The sequence below is a fragment of the Burkholderia diffusa genome, assembly GCF_902499115.1.
In the GTDB taxonomy this organism is placed as follows: domain Bacteria; phylum Pseudomonadota; class Gammaproteobacteria; order Burkholderiales; family Burkholderiaceae; genus Burkholderia; species Burkholderia diffusa.
On record NZ_CABVPN010000013.1, the window covers coordinates 143,030 to 163,355 of the forward strand.

Sequence of the window (20,326 nt, forward strand, 5' to 3'; positions counted from 1 at the left end):
TCTCCGATGAAAACGGTCGGCGGCTGCCGACCGTGAGACCCAGTCTAGCGATGCGACGCGCAGGCTTAAACCTGGCCGGATAGCCAACGCACGTAGCGATCGACACCCTCCTGCACCGTCAGGAACGGCGCATCGTAGCCGGCAGCACGCAGTTTCGTCTGGTCGGCCTGCGTGAAGCACTGGTACTTGCCGCGCAGCGCATCCGGGAACGGCACGTATTCGATCAGCCCTTGCTCGACCTGCTGCGCGAGCGTCAGCGGCGGCAGGTTGTCGAGCGCGCGCAGCGTGTTCACGACCGTCGATGCGATGTCGTTGAACGGTTGTGCCCGGCCGGTGCCGAGGTTGAAGATGCCCGATTTCTCCGGATGATCGAAGAAGAACAGGTTCACCTTCGCGACGTCCTCGACCGACACGAAGTCGCGCGTCTGCTCGCCCGGCGCATAACCGTTGTACTCGCCGAACAGCTTGACCTTGCCTTCCGCGCGGAACTGGTTGAAGTTGTGGAACGCGACCGACGCCATGCGGCCCTTGTGTGTCTCGCGCGGACCGTACACGTTGAAGTAGCGGAACCCGGCGATCTGGCTCTTCGCGCTCGGCAGCACGCGGCGGATCACCTGGTCGAACAGGAACTTCGAATAGCCGTAGACGTTCAGCGGCGCCTCGACTTCGCGCTCCTCGACGAAACGCGTCGAGCCGCCGTAGATCGCGGCCGACGACGCGTACAGGAACTGCGCGCCCTGCGCGAGGCACGCATCGAGCACCGCGCGACTGTAGCGGAAGTTGTTGTCCATCATGTAGCGGCCGTCGGTTTCCATCGTGTCCGAACAGGCGCCTTCATGGAATACCGCGCGTACCTTGCCGAAATCGCCGCGCGCGAAGCGCTCGACGAATTCCGTCTTGTCGAGATAGTCGTCGATCTCGCAATCGACGAGATTGCGGAACTTGTCCGCGCGCGTCAGATTGTCGACCGCGATGATGCGCGACTCGCCGCGCTCGTTGAGCGCCTTGACGATGTTCGCGCCGATAAAACCGGCTGCGCCGGTGACGATGATGGTCATGGTCGTTCTGCCTGAAAAACTGCAAGAAATACGTGCGGCCCGCTCGGCGCGCCGCCGAATGCGCTCAGTGAAACAGCTCGTCGTAGGCTACCGTGGCCGTACCCAGCTTGCCGACCACGATGCCTGCCGCACGGTTCGCGAGCACGACGGCATCGACGAGCGGCACGCCGGCACCGAGCATCGTCGCGACCGTCGCGATCACGGTATCGCCTGCGCCGGACACGTCATACACCTCGCGCGCGAGCGCCGGTGCGTGCAGTTCGCCCGCTGCGGAAAAAAGCGTCATCCCCTCTTCCGAACGTGTGAGCAGCAACGCGTCGAGATCGAGCTCCGCACGCAGCTTCGCGACACGCGCGCGCAGGTCGTCTTCCGATTGCCACTGGCCGATGACCTCGCGCAACTCGGCACGGTTCGGCGTGATCAGCGATGCGCCGCGATAGCGCGCCCAGTCGCCGCCCTTTGGATCGACGAGCACTGGCTTGCCGGCCGCGCGCGCCTTCTCGATCATCGTGGTCACGTGCGTCAGACCGCCTTTCGCGTAATCCGACATCAGCACGACGTCGTGCTGCGGCAGCAGCGCATCGAAACGCGCGAGCCCGGCGAGCAGCACCTCGTGCGTCGGCATCGCCTCGAAGTCGACGCGCAGCAGCTGCTGCTGGCGCGCGAGCACGCGCAGCTTGATCGTCGTCGGCAGTGACGCATCGCGTTCGAGATGGGGCGTCACACCGCTGCTGTCGAGCAATTCGACGATGCGCTCGCCCGGCTCGTCGCAGCCAACCACGCACAGGAGCCCGGCCTGACCGCCGAGCGTCACCGCGTTGCGCGCGACGTTGGCCGCACCGCCAAGCCGCTCTTCCTGGCGCTGCACGTGCACGACAGGAACCGGTGCTTCCGGAGAAATGCGCTCGACGTTGCCGAACCAGTAGCGGTCGAGCATCACGTCACCGACCACGAGCACGCGCGAACGCGCGAGCTGCGCGCGCGGCACCGGCACCACTTCGCGAAGGGTAGTCATCGTGCGTTCATCCACGGGGAGAGGACTGGGGGTCGACATGCGGACGCCCGATCGCATGGTAGTCGATGCCGAGTTCGGCCATCGCGTCCGGCTCGTACAGATTGCGTCCGTCGAAGATCACCGGCGCCTTCAGTTCGGCCTTCAGGCGAGTGAAATCCGGGCTCCTGAATTCCTTCCATTCGGTGACGATCACGAGCGCATCCGCGGCGGTCACGGCCGCGTCCTGGGTATCGACGAAGTGCAGGCGCGCAAGCGCGTCGGGAGCCTCACCGAGATCGAGCGCGAACACACGGCGCGCCTCGTCGATCGCGACCGGATCGTACGCGCGCACGGTCGCGCCACGCCCGAGCAGCGCGGCGATCAGCCGACGGCTCGGCGCCTCGCGCATGTCGTCCGTGTTCGGCTTGAACGCGAGGCCCCAGACCGCGAATTCGCGGCCGTTCAGGTCTGCGCCGAAGCGCTGCTCGATCTTGCCGATCAGCACGTCCTTCTGTGCGGAGTTGGCCGCTTCGACGGCCTCCAGGATGCGCAGCGGCTGACCGTTTTCGCTCGCGGTGCGAATCAACGCCTGCACGTCCTTCGGGAAGCACGAGCCGCCGTAACCAACGCCCGCGTACAGGAAGTGATAGCCGATGCGCGGATCGGAACCGATCCCGCGGCGCACGGCTTCGATGTCGGCACCGACCTTGTCGGCGAGGTTCGACATCTCGTTCATGAACGAAATGCGCGTCGCGAGCATCGCATTCGCCGCATATTTCGCGAATTCCGCCGAACGCACGTCCATGTAGATCGTGCGCTCGTGATTGCGGTTGAACGGCGCGTACAGCTTCTTCATCTTCTCGCGCGCCACCGTGCCCGTCTCGTCGTCGTCGACACCGATGATGATTCGGTCCGGGCGCATGAAGTCCTCGACTGCCGCGCCTTCCTTCAGGAATTCCGGATTCGACACGACCGAGAAACGGTGCGCGACGCTGCCCGCAAGGCCGCGCGCGCCGAGTGCCTCGTCGACCACCGCGCGCACGCGCTGCGCGGTGCCGACCGGCACCGTCGACTTGTCGACGATCACCTTGAAACCGGTCATGTACCGGCCGATGTTGCGCGCCGCCTCGAGCACGTATTGCAGGTCGGCCGAACCGTCCTCGTCGGGCGGTGTGCCGACCGCGATGAACTGGATCTCACCGTGGGCAACGCTCGCCTCGATGTCGGTCGAGAAGCGCAGACGTCCTGCCGCGCGGTTGCGCGCGATAATGTCCAGCAGGCCCGGTTCGTGAATCGGCATCCCGCCGTTGTTCAGGATCTCGATCTTGCGCGGATCGACATCCAGACAGAAGACGTCGTGGCCGATCTCGGCGAGGCAGGAGCCCGTGACGAGACCGACATAGCCAGTGCCGATGATGGTGATTTTCATAGATGTTCCGGTACGTCCCGGTAAATGACAAACTTGGCCGCCGGACCGGGCCCGGCGACAACCGCAGCGCTTGCGCGTCGAACGCCGGGATCAGCCCGGCATCGCAGGTTCGACGCGGCGCGGCGCATAGGTTTCCCAGCCGCTGCATCCGGGGCACTGCCAGTAGAAGAGCCGTGCCCGGAAACCGCAATTCTGGCACGTATAGCGTGGCAGATTCTTGGTGCGCTGCTTGATCAGCGCACGCATCATTTCAAGTTCCTTACGGCGCGGCTCGTCGGCGGCCGCGATCTGCGCATCGAGCAGGTGCAGCATGCCCGACAGGTTCGGCGACTTCTCCATCTGCGTACGCGCGAGTGTGTGCGCCGCTTCCTGGCCGCGCAACCCGGCGATGTGCTGATAAGCAATATCGAGCAGGTCGTTCGACGTATAACGATCGACATAGCCCATCAGCAGCTCGGCACCCTCGACCGGCTTGCCGAGCGCGACGTAGGCCTTCATCAGCTTGTCGGCGACGAGCGGCAGATACGCCGGATTCTGCGCTTCGACACGCTTCCAGTGCTCGATCGCGGCCGCGTGATCGCCCGCCGCCTGCGCGGCGTCGCCGGACAGGATCGTCGCGCGGACGTTCTGCGGGTTCGCTGCAAGCGCGAGCTTCAATTGATCGGCCGCAGCCGCGGCGTTCTTGCGTTGCAGCGCCTCCTGCGCGAGTTCGCAATGGAACTGCGCGATTTCGGTGCCGAGCGGTTTGTCGCTCATCGATTCGATGCGTTTCGCGGTATCGATCGACTTGTTCCAGTCCTTCTCGATCTCGTAGATCGTCAGCAGCGCCCGCTGCGCGCCCAGCGCGTAATCGCCATCGGCGAGCCGGTGGAAGGTCTCCTCCGCACGATCGAGCAGGCCGGCCTTCAGGAAATCCTGGCCGAGCTCGTACAGCGCGTGGTCGCGCTCGTTCACCGGCAGGTCCGTGCGGCTCAGCAGGTTCTGATGCACGCGGATCGCACGGTCCGTTTCGCCACGGCGGCGAAACAGGTTGCCGAGCGCGAAGTGCAACTCGACCGTCTCGGGGTCGAGCTTCGCGACCTCGATGAACGCGTCGATCGCCTTGTCCGGTTGTTCGTTCAACAGAAAGTTCAGGCCGCGGAAATACGATCGCGGCAGGTTGGCGCTCTCCGACAGGAGGTTCTTCAGGTCATAGCGTGACGCCGCCCAGCCGAGCGCGAACGCCACCGGAATCGCGAGCAACCACCAAAAATCCAGATCCATGCGAAATATCGAAGCAGAGACGAAAACCGCGCCAGGGTCGCGCGGCGTCCGTGTTAAATGACGGGCGGCATCGGCGGCTGGTCGACGACGGCCGGGGTTTCGCGCGCCGTACGCAGATCGCGCTTCAGGCGCCCGTTCTCGAGGCGCATGCGGAAGATCGCCGGCAGCGCGGACAGCAGGCCGGCCAGCAGCCCCACGACGAAGAACGCGAGGCCGATCAGGATCAGCGGCGCTTGCCATGCGTAGCCGGCAACGAAATTCAGCGTCGCGGTTTGCGTATTGGCCAGCGCGAGCACCAGCAACAGCACGAACACCAATACCCGGATCAGCCAGACGATAAACTTCATGTAGCCCTCTCTTTGTTGAGGTTTGCCGTGGCGCGCGACTCCCCTTCGCGGCGCCGAATCGACCCGTATTGTAAAGGAAGCGTTTCCGCGTCACCGCACATCCTGCGGGTACACGTTGTCACGCAGCCGCCGGAAATGAAAAAAGCGCCCGCAAGGGGCGCTTTTTTCTTCAGCCTTCGCCGGACGGATTCCGGGCAAGCCGCACGACGCTCAACGCTCGTCGTCCGGATCATCAGCTTTCAACGGCTCGCCGGCGCGGCCGTCGACGCGTTCACGCAATTCCTTGCCGGGCTTGAAGTGAGGCACGAACTTCTCGGGCACCTGCACTTTCTCCCCCGACTTCGGGTTGCGCCCAACGCGCGCCGGGCGACGGTTGAGGCCGAAGCTGCCGAAACCCCGAATTTCGATGCGATGCCCTTTCGACAAAGCGTCGGACATTGCATCGAGCATCGTTTTCACCGCGAAATCCGCATCCTTGAGGACAAGTTGCGGAAATCGCAGTGCCAGCTGCGCGACCAACTCGGATTTGGTCATACTTCAGCAGACCTCGTGAGGCTTACTGGTTCTGGCCGTCGAGCTTCGCCTTCAGCAGCGCGCCGAGGTTGGTCGTACCGGTCGCAGCAGCGCTGGTGTCCGACTGCAGGCCGCGGATCGCTTCCTGTTGTTCAGCCGAATCCTTCGCCTTGATCGACAGGTTGATGCCACGCGACTTGCGATCGATGTTGATCACCATCGCGTTGACCTTGTCGCCTTCCTTCAGCACGTTGCGTGCGTCTTCGACGCGATCCTGCGAGATTTCCGACGCGCGCAGGTAGCCTTCGATGTCGCCCGTCAGCGTGACGACAGCGCCCTTCGCATCGACCGACTTCACCACGCCGTCGACGATCGAACCCTTGTCGTTCATTGCAACGTAGTTGCTGAACGGGTCGCCTTCGAGCTGCTTGATGCCGAGCGAAATACGCTCCTTCTCGACGTCGATACCGAGCACGATCGCCTCGACTTCGTCGCCCTTCTTGTACTTGCGAACGGCTTCTTCGCCGGCTTCGCTCCACGACAGGTCCGACAGGTGGACCAGGCCGTCGATGCCGCCCGGCAGACCGATGAACACGCCGAAGTCGGTGATCGACTTGATTGCGCCCGTGATCTTGTCGCCCTTCTTGAAGTTGCGGCTGAAGTCATCCCACGGATTCGGCTTGCACTGCTTCATGCCGAGGCTGATACGACGACGGTCTTCGTCGATCTCGAGGACCATGACTTCGACTTCGTCGCCCAGCTGGACAACCTTCGACGGAGCAACGTTCTTGTTGGTCCAGTCCATTTCCGACACGTGGACGAGGCCTTCGATGCCCGATTCCACTTCGACGAATGCGCCGTAGTCGGTGATGTTCGTGACCTTGCCGAACAGGCGCGTGCCCGACGGGTAACGGCGCGAGATGCCTTCCCACGGATCGTCGCCCAGTTGCTTGATGCCCAGCGAGACGCGGTTCTTCTCTTGATCGAACTTGAGGATCTTCGCGGTGACTTCCTGGCCAACCGACAGGACTTCGCTCGGGTGACGCACACGACGCCATGCGATGTCGGTGATGTGCAGCAGGCCGTCGATGCCGCCGAGGTCGACGAACGCGCCGTAGTCGGTGATGTTCTTGACCACGCCGTTGACGATCGCGCCTTCCTTCAGCGTCTCGAGCAGCTTTGCGCGCTCTTCGCCTTGCGTTGCTTCGATCACTGCACGACGCGACAGCACGACGTTGTTACGCTTGCGATCGAGCTTGATCACGCGGAATTCGAGCGTCTTGCCTTCGTACGGGGTCGTGTCCTTGACCGGACGCGTGTCGACCAGCGAACCCGGCAGGAACGCGCGGATGCCGTTGACCATCACGGTCATGCCGCCCTTCACCTTGCCGGTGATCGTGCCGGTGACGAGTTCGTTGTTGTCGAGAGCCTTTTCCAGCGACAGCCACGATGCAAGGCGCTTCGCCTTGTCGCGCGACAGGATCGTGTCGCCGTAGCCGTTTTCGAGTGCGTCGATCGCGACGGACACGAAATCGCCCGACTGCACCTCAACCTCGCCCTGATCGTTCAGGAATTCCTCGATCGGAATGTAAGCCTCGGACTTCAGGCCTGCATTGACGACCACGAAGTTGTGGTCGACGCGCACGACTTCGGCGGAAATCACTTCGCCGGCGCGCATGTCTTGGCGGGTCAGCGACTCTTCGAACAGAGCCGCGAAAGATTCAGTATTCGGGTTGGAGGTTTGCAGGTCGGACATAAAAATCTGATTGTGCATGGATCGCTGTGCCACGCCGGCCGGAATGGCAGGCTGAAAGGGCCAGATCGAAGCCACACGGGGTTAAGGGTTCGAAACACGCTCCGCGCTTCTCGCGCAAAGCACCTACTGCTGCCCGCCTTCTCAGGCGGGCTGACCGAGCGTTCGGTACCACTGCAGCACCTGGTCGACTGCTTCATCAACCGAAAGCGCCGACGTATCGAGCAGCTTGGCATCTGCCGCAGGCTTCAGCGGCGCGGCTGCGCGATTGCTGTCGCGCGCGTCACGTTCACGAAGATCCCGGAGCAAGTTATCAATATTAGCAGAAAAACCTTTTTGCATCAATTGCTTATGCCGCCTGGTCGCGCGAGCCTCGGCACTGGCCGTCAGGAACACCTTCAGCACGGCGTCCGGGAAGATCACAGTGCCCATGTCGCGGCCGTCGGCAACGAGGCCCGGCGTCTTGCGGAACGCGCGCTGGCGCGCGACGAGCGCGGTACGCACCGGCCCGTGCACGGCAATGGCCGACGCGCGGTTGCCGACCGCTTCGGCGCGGATGTCGTTCGACACGTCGACGCCGTCGAGCTGCGCGCAGCCCTCGCGGAACGTGATGTGAAGATCGTCGATCAGCTTCACGAGCGCGTCGACATCCTCCGCCGCGATGCCGTAGCGCACGCTCGCGAGCGCGGCGAGCCGGTACAGCGCGCCGCTGTCGAGCAGGTGAAAGCCGAGATGCGCGGCGACGAGCGCCGCGACGGTCCCCTTGCCGGAAGCGGTCGGACCGTCGATCGTGATGACGGGGGTCGGGTGAAAGGGTCGGGTCGATTTCATCGGAACTGTCGGGTCAGGCTTTGGCGAGCGCGGCAAAGCGGTCGAAATAGTCGGGGAACGTCTTGCCGACGCACTTCGGATCGTTGATCCGCACGGGCACGCCGCCCAGGCTGACGAGCGAGAAGCACATCGCCATCCGGTGATCGTCGTACGTGTCGATCGCTGCATTCGGCGTGAGCCGTTGCGGCGGCGTAACGACCAGATAGTCCGGGCCTTCCTCGACGATCGCGCCGACCTTGCGCAGTTCGGTCGCCATCGCGGCGATGCGGTCGGTTTCCTTCACGCGCCAGCTCGCGATGTTGCGCAGCGTGCTCGTGCCGCTCGCGAACAGCGCCGCGACCGCGATGGTCATCGCCGCGTCGGGAATCAGGTTGAAGTCCATGTCGATCGGCTCGAGCTTGCCATGGTCATGGCCGATGCCGCGCACTTCGATCCAGTCGTCGCCCATCGATACGTTCGCGCCCATCTGCATCAGCGCGTTCGCGAAGCCGACGTCGCCCTGGATGCTCGCGCGCCCCACGCCCTCGACGCGCAGCGGGCCGCCGCCGAGCGCGCCGGCCGCGAGGAAGTACGAGGCCGACGATGCATCGCCCTCGACCATGATGCGCCCCGGCGAACGGTAGCGGACGCCGGCCGGCACGACGAAGCGCTGCCAGCCGTCGCGCTCGACGGTCACGCCGAAGCGCGCCATCAGCCGGATCGTGATGTCGATGTACGGCTTCGAGATCAATTCGCCGTCGACTTCGACGACGATCCTGCCGTCCTTCGCCTTCACGAGCGGCAGCGTCATCAGCAGCGCGGTGAGGAACTGGCTCGACACGTCGCCGCGCACGCGGATCGGCGCGTCGACCGTGATCGCGGCAGGCTTGATCCGCAGCGGCGGAAAGCCTTCGTTTTGCTCGTAGTCGATCTGCGCGCCGATCTGCCGCAGGCCGTCGACGAGGTCGCCGATCGGCCGCTCGTGCATGCGCGGCACGCCGTGCACGCGATAGTCGCCGCCGTTGACTGCGAGCGCCGCCGTCAACGGTCGCACCGCGGTGCCCGCGTTGCCGAGGAACAGATCGGCGGTCTTCGCGGTGAACGCGCCGCGCGTGCCGGTGACGACACAGGTGTCGCCCTCGCGCGCGAGCTTCACACCAAGCTTGCCGAGCGCGTCGAGCATCACGCGCGTGTCGTCGGAATCCAGCAGGTTGGTGATCGTCGTATCGCCTTCAGCAAGCGCCGCGAGCAGCAGCACGCGGTTCGAGATGCTTTTCGAGCCGGGCAGGCGCACGGTGCCCGATGCGCTGGAATATGGGCCGAGATCGAGATAGTCCATGGGAATCGTCCTGTTTCCTGTTATTTCTTGACCGGTTCGGCAGCGGGCTGCGCGCCACGTTCCTGCCAGGCCTTGCGTGCAGCACGCGAGCGAGTGAACACGGCTTCGAGCGCCGCGCCATCGCCGGCGTCGATCGCCGCACGCAGCCGGGCGAGCACGCGCGTGTAGCCGTCGAGCTCATCGAGCAGCGCCGCGCGGTTCGCGACACACACGTCGCGCCACATTTCCGGGCTCGACGCCGCGATCCGCGTGAAGTCGCGGAAGCCGCCCGCCGCGTACGAGAATTTCAGTTCGGCATCCGTCTCGCCGAGAATTTGCTCTACGAGCGCGAACGACAGCACGTGCGGCAGATGACTGATCGACGCGAACACGCGATCGTGCTGCGCCGTGCTCATGGTGCGCACGTCGGCGCCGGTCGCCCGCCACATCGCGTCGATCCGCGCGACCGCTTCGGGCGCGTTCTCCGGCAACGGACACAGCACGACGTTGCGACCGACGTACAGATCCGGCAGCGCGGCCTCGACGCCGCTCGATTCGCGCCCGGCGATCGGATGGCCCGGCACGAATTGCGCAATCCGCGCACCGAACGCATCGCGTGCCGCCGTAACGACGTCGGACTTGGTACTGCCAGCGTCGGTGACGATCGTCGCAGCGTCAAGCCACGGCGCGATGCGCGCGAGCAACGGGCCCGTTTGCGCGACGGGCGCAGCCAGCAATACGAGATCGGCGCCGGCAAGTGCGTCGCGCAGTTGCGCATCGTCGTCGAGCGCCACCGCGCGATCGATCACGCCGAGCGCGAGCGCGCGATCGACCGTTGCACGCGAACGACCGACGCCGACGACTTCGCCCGCGCCACCCGGTGTGCGCTCGCGCAGCGCGCGCGCCAGCGATCCGCCGATCAGGCCGACGCCGAAGATGACAAGTTTGTTGAATGCAAAGCCTGACACGACAAGAGCCAAGTGACGCGCGCGGAACGACGCCCCGCGCACGGAAGTCCAGATTCCGGGCAACGGGCCCGCACCCGGCGCGACCTGCACCGGATACCGCCCGAACCCGCCTTGGGCAGCGCCGCCCGGCCTGCCCCGCCCGCTTCGCCGCGCCGCCTGCTCAGTGCAGGCGACGGGCCGCTGCGCGTCAGCGCGCGCGCGGATACGAACCGAGTATCTTCAGGAACGCGGCCTTCTGGCCGAGCTCCGCGAGCGCGGCGGCCACGGCTGGCTCGTCCCGGTGCCCTTCGATGTCGATGTAGAAGTAATACTCCCACGTGCCGACCCGCGCGGGGCGCGACTCGAAGCGCGTCATCGACACACCGTGCCGCGCGAGCGGTTCGAGCAGCTTGAACACCGCGCCCGGCTCGTTCTTCACCGACACGATCAGCGACGTCTGGTCGTGACCGCTCTGTCCGGCCGGCTGCTTGCCGACGATCACGAAGCGCGTGCGATTGTGCGGATCGTCCTGAATCAGCGAGAACGCGATCTGCAGGCCGTAGTGCGCGGCTGCGCGGTCGCCTGCGATCGCCGCGACGCTCGGATCCGCCGCCGCGAGACGCGCGGCCTCCGCATTGCTCGACACCGCTTGCCGCTCGAGCTGCGGCGCGTTCGCGGCAAGCCACTGCTGGCATTGCGCGAGCGCCTGCGCATGCGCGCAGACGCGCGTCACGCCGTCGAGCGTGCCGCTCTGCGTGAGCAGGTTGTGATGGATCGGCAGCGCGAGTTCACCGCTGATCAGCAACTGCGTCTGCAGCAGCAGGTCGAGCGTGCGCGACACCGCACCTTCGGTCGAGTTCTCGACCGGCGCGATGCCGAATGCGGACGCGCCTGCCTCGACCGAGCGGAATACCTCATCGATCGACGGACACGGCAGCCCTTCGATCGACTGGCCGAAGTACTCGAACATCGCCTGTTCGCTGTACGTGCCGACCGGCCCGAGGAACGCGACGTGGATCGTCTGTTCGAGCGCGCGGCTCGCGGCCATGATCTCGCGCCAGATGGCGCTAATGTGCTCGCTCGCGAGCGGTCCCGCGCTCATGTCCTGCAGGCGCGCGATCACCTGCAGCTCGCGCTCCGGCCGGAACACCGGCGCATTGAAATGCTTCTTGACCTCGCCCACCTCGAGCGCCACCGCGGCGCGCTGATTGAGGAGCGCGATCAGCTGCGCGTCGATCGCATCGATGCGGTCGCGCAGCGGTTTCAGGCGGGAATTCAGTTCGTCGTCCATGCGTAGTTGCCGTGCTGTTTGAACAGCGCGCGCTCAGGCGCCGCGCTGTTCGAAGTCCTTCATGTACTCGACGAGCGCTTTCACGCCCTCGAGCGGCACCGCGTTGTAGATCGACGCCCGCATGCCGCCGACGGACTTGTGGCCCTTCAGCTGCAGCAGCCCGCGCGCCTTTGCGCCGGCAAGGAAGTCTTCGTTGCGCGTTTCGTCGGCCAGGAAAAAGGGCACGTTCATACGCGACCGCACCGCCGGCTCGACCTTGTTCAGATAGAAACTGCTCGCATCGATCGTGTCGTAGAGCAGCTTCGCCTTCTCGATATTGCGCGCCTCGATCGCCTCGAGGCCGCCCTGCCGCTTCAGCCACTGGAACACGAGGCCCGCGATGTAGATCGCATAAGTAGGCGGCGTGTTGTACAGCGAGTTGTTCGCGGCGACGGTCTTCCATTCGAATGCGGACGGACAGATCGACAGCGCGCGATCGAGCAGATCCTCTCGCACGATCACGACGGTCACGCCGGCCATCCCAATGTTCTTCTGCGCGCCGCCGAACAACACGCCGTACTTCGCGACGTCCATCGGACGCGACAAAATGTGTGACGACACGTCCGCGACGAGCGGCACGTCGCCGAGGTCGGGAATCTCGAACGTCTCGACGCCGTCGATCGTCTCGTTCGTGCACAGATGCACGTAGGCCGGATCGTCCGACAGCTGCCATTCGGCGCGGGCGGGCGCGCGCGTGAAACCGTCGGCCGTCTTGCCGGATGCGGCCAGATGCGGCGTGCCGTATTTCTTCGCTTCGTTGAACGACTTCTGCGACCACGAACCCGTCACGACGAAGTCGGCGGTCTTGCGCGAACCAAGCAGGTTCATCGGCACGATCGCGTTCTCGGCAATGCCGCCGCCCTGCAGGAACAGGATCCGGTGGCTGGCCGGCACATCGAGCAGCTCGCGCAGGTCGGTCAGCGCTGCCTCGTGGATCGACATGAATTCCTTGCCGCGATGGCTCATCTCCATCACGCTCATGCCGCTGCCGTGCCAGTCGAGCATTTCGTCGGCGGCCTGCCGCAGCACTTCCTCGGGGAGCGCCGCAGGACCGGCGGAGAAATTAAAGACGCGCATCGTGAAAACCTCGGGAGGGACGCGACCGGCTTGCCGCCGGCAGAAAGAACCGCGCCAGAAAAGGAATGGCCGCTTGCGCTCGCGCGCAAACGGCCATTATCGCACTGTCATCAGGCTCCCGCCAAACCCGGCCGAACGGCCGGGCGGCGTGCCCGGACGGCTTACTTGCCCGGCTTGACTGCAGCGACTTCCTTGTCAGCCTGCGTACGCGTTGCCTGGATCGCTTGCGGCATGTACTTCTGCATCAGGCCGTTGACCACGTCGCGGCCGACCTGATCCTGAACCTGGATGAACTTGCGGCCCGTCGGGCTCTTGTAGAACGTCGTCAGATCCTTGATCTCCGACGTGCTGTAGTACTTCGCGTAAGCGTCGTACTGAGCCGACATCGCGTCGTTCTGGAACTGCTGCGTGCCGAACACCTTGCCCGCGCCGTCAACCAGCTTCGGCACCGCGTTCTTCTGCAGCGTCGGCACGGCGGCTTGCTTTTGCTTGTCGTTCAGCGTCTTGTTTTCCGACAGCGCGTCCGACAGGATCGCCGGCACGAGTTGCTTTGCCTGCATCTCGGCGCTGTTGCCGATTGCCGACACGAGCTTCGGCGCGTCGATCGCGTCGAGCAGATCCTTGATCGCCGCCTTCTTGTCGGCGTCGATCGGCGCAGCTGCCGCGGTCGCAGCCGGTGCGGAATTCGACAGCGCTTGCGCCATCGCGAACGTCGGCACCAGTGCAGCCAGCAGAACCAGTTGCTTGAATTGCTTTTGCATCATCACTCCCTTTTGGAAATATGAATGGTTGCTCGCCGGCCGCGGCGCTTCACGCCCGCGGCGGCCAGAGTCTCATCCGTTCTTCAGGCTTCGCCGTCCGACGCCTCGTCGGCCTCGCCATCGCCCTCTTCGGCCTCCGCGATCTGCTGCAGGCCAGAAAGCTTGGTACCCTCATCGAGACTGATGAGTGTAACACCTTGCGTGGCACGCCCCATCTCGCGAATCTCGGATACGCGGGTGCGAATCAACACGCCGGCCGTCGTAATCAGCATGATCTGATCCTCGGCGTCGACGAGCGTCGCGGCCACGACCTTGCCGTTGCGCTCGGACGTCTGGATCGCGATCATACCCTTCGTACCGCGGCCGTGGCGCGTGTACTCGGTGATCGGCGTGCGCTTGCCGTAGCCGTTCTCGGTCGCGGTGAGCACGGTCTGCCCCTCGCTGCCCGCGACCAGCATCGCGATGACCTGCTGCCCGTCCTCGAGCTGCATGCCGCGCACACCGCGCGCCTCGCGACCCATCGGACGCACGTCGTTCTCGTCGAAGCGAACGGCCTTGCCGGCGTCGGAGAACAGCATCACGTCGTGCGCACCGTCGGTGATCGATGCACCGATCAGGAAGTCGCCGTCGTCGAGGCCGACCGCGATGATGCCCTTCTTCATCGGGCGGCTGAATGCTTCGAGCGGCGTCTTCTTCACGGTGCCGAGCGACGTCGCCATGAAGATGAACTTGTCGGCCGAGAACTCCTTGACCGGCAGCACGACGTTGATCTTCTCGCCTTCCTGCAGCGGGAACATGTTGACGATCGGACGGCCGCGCGAGTTGCGCGAGCCCTGCGGCACTTCATAGACCTTGACCCAGTACACGCGGCCGCGGTTCGAGAAGCACAGGATGTAGTCGTGGGTGTTCGCGATGAACAGCGTCTCGATCCAGTCGTCTTCCTTCATCTGCGTCGCCTGCTTGCCGCGGCCGCCGCGCTTCTGCGCGCGATACTCGGACAGCGGCTGCGACTTCACGTAGCCCGCGTGCGACATCGTGACGACCATGTCCTGCGGCGTGATCAGGTCTTCGGTATTCAGTTCGGTCGCGTTCAGCTCGATCTTCGAGCGGCGTGCGTCGCCGAATTCGGCCTTCACCGCCGTCAGCTCCTCGCCGATCATCGTCGTGATCCGCTCGGGGCGCGCGAGGATGTCCAGCAGGTCGGCGATCTGCGCCATCACTTCGCGGTACTCGCCGATGATCTTGTCCTGCTCGAGACCGGTCAGGCGCTGCAGACGCATCTGCAGGATTTCCTGCGCCTGCGTGTCGGACAGACGGTACAGCCCGTCGGCCTGCATCCCGAACGCCGGGTTCAGGCCTTCCGGACGGTACGCGGAGCGACCGCCCGCCGACGCGTTCTCGGCCTCGGCGCGCGTCAGCATATCGCGCACGAGCGACGAATCCCACGGCTTCGCCATCAACTCCTGCTTCGCGATCGGCGGCGTCGGCGCTGCCTTGATGATCGCGATGAACTCGTCGATGTTCGCGAGCGCGACCGCGAGACCTTCGAGCACGTGGCCGCGTTCGCGCGCCTTGCGCAGTTCGTAGATCGTGCGGCGCGTCAGCACTTCGCGTCGATGCGACAGGAAGCACTGCAGGATTTCCTTCAGGTTCAGCAGCTTCGGCTGGCCGTCGACCAGCGCGACCATGTTCATGCCGAACGTGTCCTGCAGCTGCGTCGCCTTGTACAGGTTGTTCAGCACCACTTCGGGCACTTCGCCGCGCTTCAGCTCGATCACGACGCGCATGCCGCTCTTGTCGGACTCGTCGCGGATGTCGGAGATGCCCTCGAGCTTCTTCTCGTTGACGAGCTCGGCGATACGCTCGAGCAGCGAGCGCTTGTTCACCTGGTACGGCAGCTCGTCGACGATGATCGCCATCCGCTGACCGCGGTCGATCTCCTCGAAGTGCGTGGCCGCGCGCATCACGACGCGGCCGCGCCCGGTGCGATAGCCGTCGCGCACGCCGGCGACACCGTAGATGATGCCGGCCGTCGGGAAGTCCGGCGCCGGGATGATCTCGATCAGCTCGTCGATCGTCGCTTCCGGGTTGTTCAGCAGGTGCTGGCACGCGTCGACGACTTCGTTCAGGTTGTGCGGCGGGATATTGGTCGCCATACCGACCGCGATACCCGACGAGCCGTTGATCAGCAGGTTCGGGATGCGCGACGGCAGGACCGACGGCTGCATCTCGTTGCCGTCGTAGTTCGGCTCGAAGTCGACCGTTTCCTTGTCGATGTCGGCGAGCAACTCGTGACCGATCTTCGCCATGCGAATTTCGGTGTAACGCATCGCCGCGGCATTGTCACCGTCGATCGAGCCGAAGTTGCCCTGTCCGTCGATCAGCATGTAGCGCAGCGAGAAGTCCTGCGCCATCCGCACGATCGTGTCGTACACCGCGGTATCGCCGTGAGGGTGATACTTACCGATCACGTCACCGACGATACGCGCCGATTTCTTGTACGCGCGGTTCCAGTCGTTGTTCAGTTCGTGCATCGCGAACAGTACGCGCCGGTGCACGGGCTTCAGGCCATCGCGGACATCCGGAAGGGCACGTCCGACGATCACGCTCATCGCGTAATCGAGATACGAACGGCGCATTTCCTCCTCTAGGGAGGTGGGCAGGGTCTCTTTGGCGAATTGATCCATGTATCCGTATCGTTTCGGAGCGAAGACGGCGAACGCCTTTCGCGTGGGCGCTGCATGCGCAACGCAACGCGAGATTCTAACATGCACGCATCAGCCGCCAATTCGCCACCCCCTCTATATGTAAACAGCAAAAATCACGGCCCATGGCAAAGGCGTCCCGGACCGGCCATGATCGCGCCCCATTCAGGAAGCCCACGGCGTTCGGACCCTTGTCACGCATGCGCGTAAACCCTTGCGGCCTTTCATGCAATTTCGCGGACACACTCTTGACAATCTCTGAAAGTTACGGCAGGCAGGTGTTGCGCATGCACCACAAAGTTGAAGCGATCTTGGGGTGGGGAGGATTTTTTTTCGTAGGAAGGGAACGATATGGCAAAATGCCAACGCACTGAAAGTTAGACGCTGCTCGAAGTCTACACAGAGCGGTGCCGCGTTTTTTGTGCCGCACCAATGTTATACTTCGAGCAATGTATGACTTGTCACCGTCAACAGGCTCGCAGTAAACCTGCGGTAATCTCAATTTCGAGAGGAGAAATATGAATAAACTTTCAAAGCTCGCGTTCATTGCAGCTACCGCAGTTATGGCTGCATCCGCTTCGGCACAGTCGGTGCCGGCATCGCGTCAAGCCGTCAACGACAACTGGGTGAACGGCACGGGCGAATGGGTGTGGATGAACGGCACGAACGAGCTCTGCTGGCGTGACGCGTTCTGGACGCCGGCCACCGCCAACGCGAAGTGCGATGGCGCACTGGTCGCCCAGGCACCGCAGCCGCCGGTCGCTCCGGTTGCTCCGGCCATCACGAGCCAGAAGATCACGTACCAAGCCGACGCACTGTTCGACTTCGACAAGGCAACGCTCAAGCCGCTGGGCAAGCAAAAGCTGGACGAACTGGCTTCGAAGATCCAGGGCATGAACACGGAAGTGGTCGTCGCTACGGGCTACACGGACCGCATCGGTTCGGACAAGTACAACGACCGCCTGTCGCTGCGCCGCGCACAAGCTGTCAAGTCGTACCTGGTCAGCAAGGGTGTCCCGGCCAACAAGATCTACACGGAAGGCAAGGGCAAGCGCAACCCGGTCACGACCGGCTGCAACCAGAAGAACCGCAAGCAACTGATCGCCTGCCTCGCACCGGACCGCCGCGTGGAAGTCGAAGTGGTCGGTACGCAAGAAGTTCAGAAGACGACCGTTCCGGCGCAGTAAGCCGCGGTTTTCGACTGCTTCAAAGCCCCGCTCCGGCGGGGCTTTTTCTTTGACGCCCGCCCAGGCGCTCGCTGGCCTCGTTGTGCGCCCCCTTATATACTCGGGGCTGACGTACCGACGCACCGCCCTCCTTCCGTAGCCCGTTTGCCGACATGACCAACGCCGATCCGCACGAACTCCAGAAATTCAGCGACCTCGCCCATCGGTGGTGGGACCCGAATGCCGAATTCAAGCCCTTGCACGACCTGAATCCGGTCCGGCTCGGCTGGATCGATTCGCATGCGCACCTCGCCGGCAAGCGCGCACTCGATATCGGCTGCGGCGGCGGCATCCTGTCCGAATCAATGGCCGGGCTCGGCGCCCAGGTGAAAGGCATCGACCTGTCGACCGAAGCGCTCGGCGTCGCCGACCTGCACAGCCTCGAAAGCGGCATCACGGTCGACTACGAGGCGATCGCCGCCGAAGCGATCGCCGAACGCGAGCCGGGCACTTACGACGTCGTCACCTGCATGGAGATGCTCGAGCACGTGCCTTCGCCGGCCGGCGTCGTCGCCGCGTGCGCGACGCTCGTGAAGCCGGGCGGCTGGGTGTTCTTCTCCACGCTGAACCGCAACCTGAAGTCCTACCTGTTCGCGGTAATCGGCGCTGAGTACATCGCGCAGATGCTGCCGAAGGGCACCCACGACTACGCGCGCTTCATCCGCCCGTCGGAACTGGCGAGCTTCGTGCGCGGGACCGATCTGCACATCGTGGAGATCAAGGGTATTACCTATCACCCGATCGGCAAGCGCTTCGCGCTGTCGAACGACACCGACATCAACTATCTCGTCGCGTGCCGCCGAGGCGCGTGACCCTCCGACCGGCATGACGATTCCCCTTTCGACCGAGCGGCCCGCATTCGACGCGCCGCACCTGCTGCACTGCGATGCCGTGCTGTTCGACCTCGACGGCACGCTCGCCGACACGGCGCCCGATCTCGCCGCTGCAGTCCACAAGATGCAGCGCGTGCGCGGCCTGCCCGAAACGTCGCTCGACGTGCTGCGGCCGCTGGCATCGGCCGGTGCGCGGGGCCTGCTCGGCGGCGCATTCGGAATCGACCCGCATTCGCCCGGCTACGATGCGATGCGCGACGAGTTCCTGACCAATTACGCGACCGACATCTGCGTGCACACAGTGCTGTTCCCCGGCATCGGCGACGTGCTCGACGAACTCGATGGACGCGGCGTGCGCTGGGGCATCGTCACGAACAAGGCGATGCGTCTCACCGCGCCGCTCGCCGACCTGCTCGGCCTCGCGCCGCGCGCGGCCTGCATCGTCGGGGGCGACACAACGCCGCACTCGAAACCACATCCGGCCCCGCTGTTGCATGCGGCGGAACAAATGACGCTCGCGCCGGAGCGCATCGTCTACGTCGGCGACGATCTTCGCGACATCCAGGCTGGCAGCGCGGCGGGGATGGCGACGGTCGCGGCCGCGTACGGCTACTGCGGTGACGGCGTCGCGCCGGCTGACTGGCAGGCGCAGCATCTCGTCGGCACGACGCAGGAACTGCGCGAACTGCTGCGCCATGTTGGGCTATAATAGTGGATCTTATCCGCGGGGGCGACCTGGTTTCGACAGGGGTTGTGAAGCGGCTAGGGCATGTCGAGGACCCGTCACCTCGTTAATCAATGGGAAAATCGTAACTGCAAACGACGATACGTTCGCACTGGCAGCCTAACGGCCGCCGTCCTCTGCCTAGTTCACTGACGGGCTAGTGTCGCAAGACCGGTAGCAATACCGCCAGAGGTCATTTACGTCAGTTAAGCCCTGTCGGCGTCGCGACGCCAGGGTCGAAAATCTAGCGAATCGCCGTAGTGCAGCGTGTTCGTCCGCGTCGCTGCGGTTAAATCAAATGACTGAACTAAACATGTAGAACTAGTCGTGGAGCGCTTCTGGACGCGGGTTCGATTCCCGCCGCCTCCACCAAATTTCGCGCTTGACGCACGAACCCCGCACGACGCGAGTCTGCGGGGTTTTTTGTTGCCGGGGAAGCCGAACGTCCCGTGCCTTCCGAAAAAGCGCCCAGCCCCGGACGGGCCGGGCGGAATGCCGCCAGCATTCCGACGGCAGGAGGTGACGGATATTCGGCGTCGCCCGCACGGTGATCGACCGCGGCGGACGGCACCCTGCCCGGCACGCGACGCGTCATCGCACGCGCAGCACTGCCTCACCGGGCGATGAGCAGCTTAACTGCCGCGATACAGCGACTTCATTTCTTCCGCACTGGCCGGACGCACGCCGATCGCACGCGAACCCGCTGCCGATGCGCCTTGCACCTGCGCGCCATAACCGCTGGCGTCGGCGCCTTGCGCCTGGGCGAGCGCGCTGCGCTGTTGCTCTGCGACACGCGCCGTGGCGGCCTGGATCGCTTCCGGATAATGCGGATCTTCGCCGCGGGCGGTGTTGTAACCGGCCTGCTGGAGCTGAACCAGTTCGGCACGAACCTGTGCGCGGGTGAGTGCCGAGCCGGACTGCGCGAACGACACGACCGGGGCAACGAGAGCAGCAGCAACGACAACGGCTTGAACGAGCGACTTCATGATGACCTACCTCCAGATTTGTCTGATTTCGCGGTGAACACCCGTTCATCGCTGACAAACCGAAGTTTATGTAGGCGCGTGCTTAAGAATAAGGCAGGTTTCAGGAAGACATCCTTCCCGAAACGAGGGTTAACCCTAGGATGGTACGAATCTGGTCCAGCTCCGCACGATCACACTACGCGAGGGCGAACCACAAAGCATGAGCCCCGCCGGGCAGCACACCCTGCGGGGCTCCAAAGGAACCGCGCGGCA

At 64.4% G+C, this 20,326-nt stretch carries 18 protein-coding genes and 1 other RNA gene; 4 read left to right on the forward strand and 15 right to left on the reverse strand.

Annotation, left to right across the window (positions count from 1 at the left end):
- Nucleotides 1-65: 65 nt before the first annotated feature.
- The 14 genes from rfaD to gyrA all read right to left on the reverse strand — a co-directional run bounded on the left by rfaD (nucleotide 66) and on the right by gyrA (nucleotide 16,287).
- Nucleotides 66-1,058, reverse strand: coding sequence for an ADP-glyceromanno-heptose 6-epimerase (gene rfaD, locus BTE28158_RS15270; RefSeq protein WP_059507155.1), 993 nt, complete (start codon nucleotides 1,056-1,058; stop codon nucleotides 66-68).
- Nucleotides 1,059-1,122: 64 nt separating this feature from the next.
- The gene (gene rfaE1, locus BTE28158_RS15275; RefSeq protein WP_170296363.1) at nucleotides 1,123-2,073 is read right to left on the reverse strand and encodes a D-glycero-beta-D-manno-heptose-7-phosphate kinase; all 951 of its coding nucleotides are present in this window, start codon (nucleotides 2,071-2,073) and stop codon (nucleotides 1,123-1,125) included.
- Nucleotides 2,074-2,080: 7 nt separating this feature from the next.
- Entirely contained in the window at nucleotides 2,081-3,481 is a 1,401-nt protein-coding gene (locus tag BTE28158_RS15280) for a UDP-glucose dehydrogenase family protein (RefSeq protein WP_124623408.1), read from the reverse strand.
- 90 nt (nucleotides 3,482-3,571) lie between these two features.
- A complete protein-coding gene (lapB, locus tag BTE28158_RS15285; RefSeq protein WP_124623411.1) occupies nucleotides 3,572-4,744 on the reverse strand; it encodes a lipopolysaccharide assembly protein LapB in 1,173 nt (390 codons plus the stop codon).
- 53 nt (nucleotides 4,745-4,797) lie between these two features.
- On the reverse strand, nucleotides 4,798-5,091 hold the full coding sequence (locus BTE28158_RS15290) for a lipopolysaccharide assembly protein LapA domain-containing protein (protein WP_059530004.1): 294 nt from the start codon (nucleotides 5,089-5,091) through the stop codon (nucleotides 4,798-4,800).
- 210 nt (nucleotides 5,092-5,301) lie between these two features.
- Nucleotides 5,302-5,625, reverse strand: a complete 324-nt coding sequence (locus BTE28158_RS15295; RefSeq protein ID WP_006750752.1) for an integration host factor subunit beta — start codon at nucleotides 5,623-5,625, stop codon at nucleotides 5,302-5,304.
- Between the two features lie 22 nt (nucleotides 5,626-5,647).
- Complete coding sequence (gene rpsA, locus BTE28158_RS15300) at nucleotides 5,648-7,360, reverse strand: 30S ribosomal protein S1 (RefSeq protein ID WP_059599019.1); 1,713 nt, start codon at nucleotides 7,358-7,360, stop codon at nucleotides 5,648-5,650.
- 141 nt (nucleotides 7,361-7,501) lie between these two features.
- The gene (cmk, locus tag BTE28158_RS15305; protein WP_059599008.1) at nucleotides 7,502-8,188 is read right to left on the reverse strand and encodes a (d)CMP kinase; all 687 of its coding nucleotides are present in this window, start codon (nucleotides 8,186-8,188) and stop codon (nucleotides 7,502-7,504) included.
- Between the two features lie 13 nt (nucleotides 8,189-8,201).
- Nucleotides 8,202-9,506, reverse strand: coding sequence for a 3-phosphoshikimate 1-carboxyvinyltransferase (gene aroA, locus BTE28158_RS15310; protein ID WP_059530011.1), 1,305 nt, complete (start codon nucleotides 9,504-9,506; stop codon nucleotides 8,202-8,204).
- A gap of 20 nt (nucleotides 9,507-9,526) precedes the next feature.
- On the reverse strand, nucleotides 9,527-10,453 hold the full coding sequence (locus BTE28158_RS15315) for a prephenate dehydrogenase/arogenate dehydrogenase family protein (protein WP_151047053.1): 927 nt from the start codon (nucleotides 10,451-10,453) through the stop codon (nucleotides 9,527-9,529).
- A gap of 187 nt (nucleotides 10,454-10,640) precedes the next feature.
- A complete protein-coding gene (gene pheA, locus BTE28158_RS15320; protein ID WP_059599006.1) occupies nucleotides 10,641-11,723 on the reverse strand; it encodes a prephenate dehydratase in 1,083 nt (360 codons plus the stop codon).
- Nucleotides 11,724-11,756: 33 nt separating this feature from the next.
- The gene (gene serC, locus BTE28158_RS15325) at nucleotides 11,757-12,839 is read right to left on the reverse strand and encodes a 3-phosphoserine/phosphohydroxythreonine transaminase (protein WP_059530019.1); all 1,083 of its coding nucleotides are present in this window, start codon (nucleotides 12,837-12,839) and stop codon (nucleotides 11,757-11,759) included.
- 161 nt (nucleotides 12,840-13,000) lie between these two features.
- The gene (locus BTE28158_RS15330; RefSeq protein WP_011883810.1) at nucleotides 13,001-13,600 is read right to left on the reverse strand and encodes a DUF2059 domain-containing protein; all 600 of its coding nucleotides are present in this window, start codon (nucleotides 13,598-13,600) and stop codon (nucleotides 13,001-13,003) included.
- A gap of 83 nt (nucleotides 13,601-13,683) precedes the next feature.
- On the reverse strand, nucleotides 13,684-16,287 hold the full coding sequence (gene gyrA, locus BTE28158_RS15335) for a DNA gyrase subunit A (protein ID WP_151047055.1): 2,604 nt from the start codon (nucleotides 16,285-16,287) through the stop codon (nucleotides 13,684-13,686).
- Between the two features lie 536 nt (nucleotides 16,288-16,823).
- Here gyrA and ompA point away from each other — a divergent pair.
- The 4 genes from ompA (at nucleotide 16,824) to ssrA (ending at nucleotide 19,460) form a co-directional block, all read left to right on the forward strand.
- Nucleotides 16,824-17,492 (forward strand): outer membrane protein OmpA, encoded by a 669-nt coding sequence (gene ompA / locus BTE28158_RS15340; RefSeq protein ID WP_006400736.1) that lies wholly within the window; start codon nucleotides 16,824-16,826, stop codon nucleotides 17,490-17,492.
- Nucleotides 17,493-17,644: 152 nt separating this feature from the next.
- Complete coding sequence (gene ubiG / locus BTE28158_RS15345; protein ID WP_044844843.1) at nucleotides 17,645-18,343, forward strand: bifunctional 2-polyprenyl-6-hydroxyphenol methylase/3-demethylubiquinol 3-O-methyltransferase UbiG; 699 nt, start codon at nucleotides 17,645-17,647, stop codon at nucleotides 18,341-18,343.
- A gap of 13 nt (nucleotides 18,344-18,356) precedes the next feature.
- Nucleotides 18,357-19,073 (forward strand): HAD-IA family hydrolase, encoded by a 717-nt coding sequence (locus tag BTE28158_RS15350; protein WP_151047057.1) that lies wholly within the window; start codon nucleotides 18,357-18,359, stop codon nucleotides 19,071-19,073.
- 17 nt (nucleotides 19,074-19,090) lie between these two features.
- Nucleotides 19,091-19,460, forward strand: a transfer-messenger RNA (tmRNA) gene (ssrA, locus tag BTE28158_RS15355).
- Nucleotides 19,461-19,720: 260 nt separating this feature from the next.
- Here ssrA and BTE28158_RS15360 read toward each other — a convergent pair.
- Entirely contained in the window at nucleotides 19,721-20,074 is a 354-nt protein-coding gene (locus BTE28158_RS15360) for a DUF4148 domain-containing protein (RefSeq protein WP_059599002.1), read from the reverse strand.
- Nucleotides 20,075-20,326 lie beyond the last annotated feature (252 nt).

Coding starts and splice junctions, on each gene's coding strand:
- BTE28158_RS15290 (WP_059530004.1), bottom strand. CDS start 5,091: ATGAAGTTTATCGTCTGGCTGATCCGGGTATTGGTGTTCGTGCTGTTG.
- serC (WP_059530019.1), bottom strand. CDS start 12,839: ATGCGCGTCTTTAATTTCTCCGCCGGTCCTGCGGCGCTCCCCGAGGAA.
- cmk (WP_059599008.1), bottom strand. CDS start 8,188: ATGAAATCGACCCGACCCTTTCACCCGACCCCCGTCATCACGATCGAC.
- ubiG (WP_044844843.1), top strand. CDS start 17,645: ATGACCAACGCCGATCCGCACGAACTCCAGAAATTCAGCGACCTCGCC.
- ompA (WP_006400736.1), top strand. CDS start 16,824: ATGAATAAACTTTCAAAGCTCGCGTTCATTGCAGCTACCGCAGTTATG.
- rfaE1 (WP_170296363.1), bottom strand. CDS start 2,073: ATGACTACCCTTCGCGAAGTGGTGCCGGTGCCGCGCGCGCAGCTCGCG.
- BTE28158_RS15360 (WP_059599002.1), bottom strand. CDS start 20,074: ATGAAGTCGCTCGTTCAAGCCGTTGTCGTTGCTGCTGCTCTCGTTGCC.
- lapB (WP_124623411.1), bottom strand. CDS start 4,744: ATGGATCTGGATTTTTGGTGGTTGCTCGCGATTCCGGTGGCGTTCGCG.
- BTE28158_RS15330 (WP_011883810.1), bottom strand. CDS start 13,600: ATGCAAAAGCAATTCAAGCAACTGGTTCTGCTGGCTGCACTGGTGCCG.
- rfaD (WP_059507155.1), bottom strand. CDS start 1,058: ATGACCATCATCGTCACCGGCGCAGCCGGTTTTATCGGCGCGAACATC.
- BTE28158_RS15350 (WP_151047057.1), top strand. CDS start 18,357: ATGACGATTCCCCTTTCGACCGAGCGGCCCGCATTCGACGCGCCGCAC.
- pheA (WP_059599006.1), bottom strand. CDS start 11,723: ATGGACGACGAACTGAATTCCCGCCTGAAACCGCTGCGCGACCGCATC.
- rpsA (WP_059599019.1), bottom strand. CDS start 7,360: ATGTCCGACCTGCAAACCTCCAACCCGAATACTGAATCTTTCGCGGCT.
- gyrA (WP_151047055.1), bottom strand. CDS start 16,287: ATGGATCAATTCGCCAAAGAGACCCTGCCCACCTCCCTAGAGGAGGAA.
- BTE28158_RS15295 (WP_006750752.1), bottom strand. CDS start 5,625: ATGACCAAATCCGAGTTGGTCGCGCAGCTGGCACTGCGATTTCCGCAA.
- BTE28158_RS15280 (WP_124623408.1), bottom strand. CDS start 3,481: ATGAAAATCACCATCATCGGCACTGGCTATGTCGGTCTCGTCACGGGC.
- aroA (WP_059530011.1), bottom strand. CDS start 9,506: ATGGACTATCTCGATCTCGGCCCATATTCCAGCGCATCGGGCACCGTG.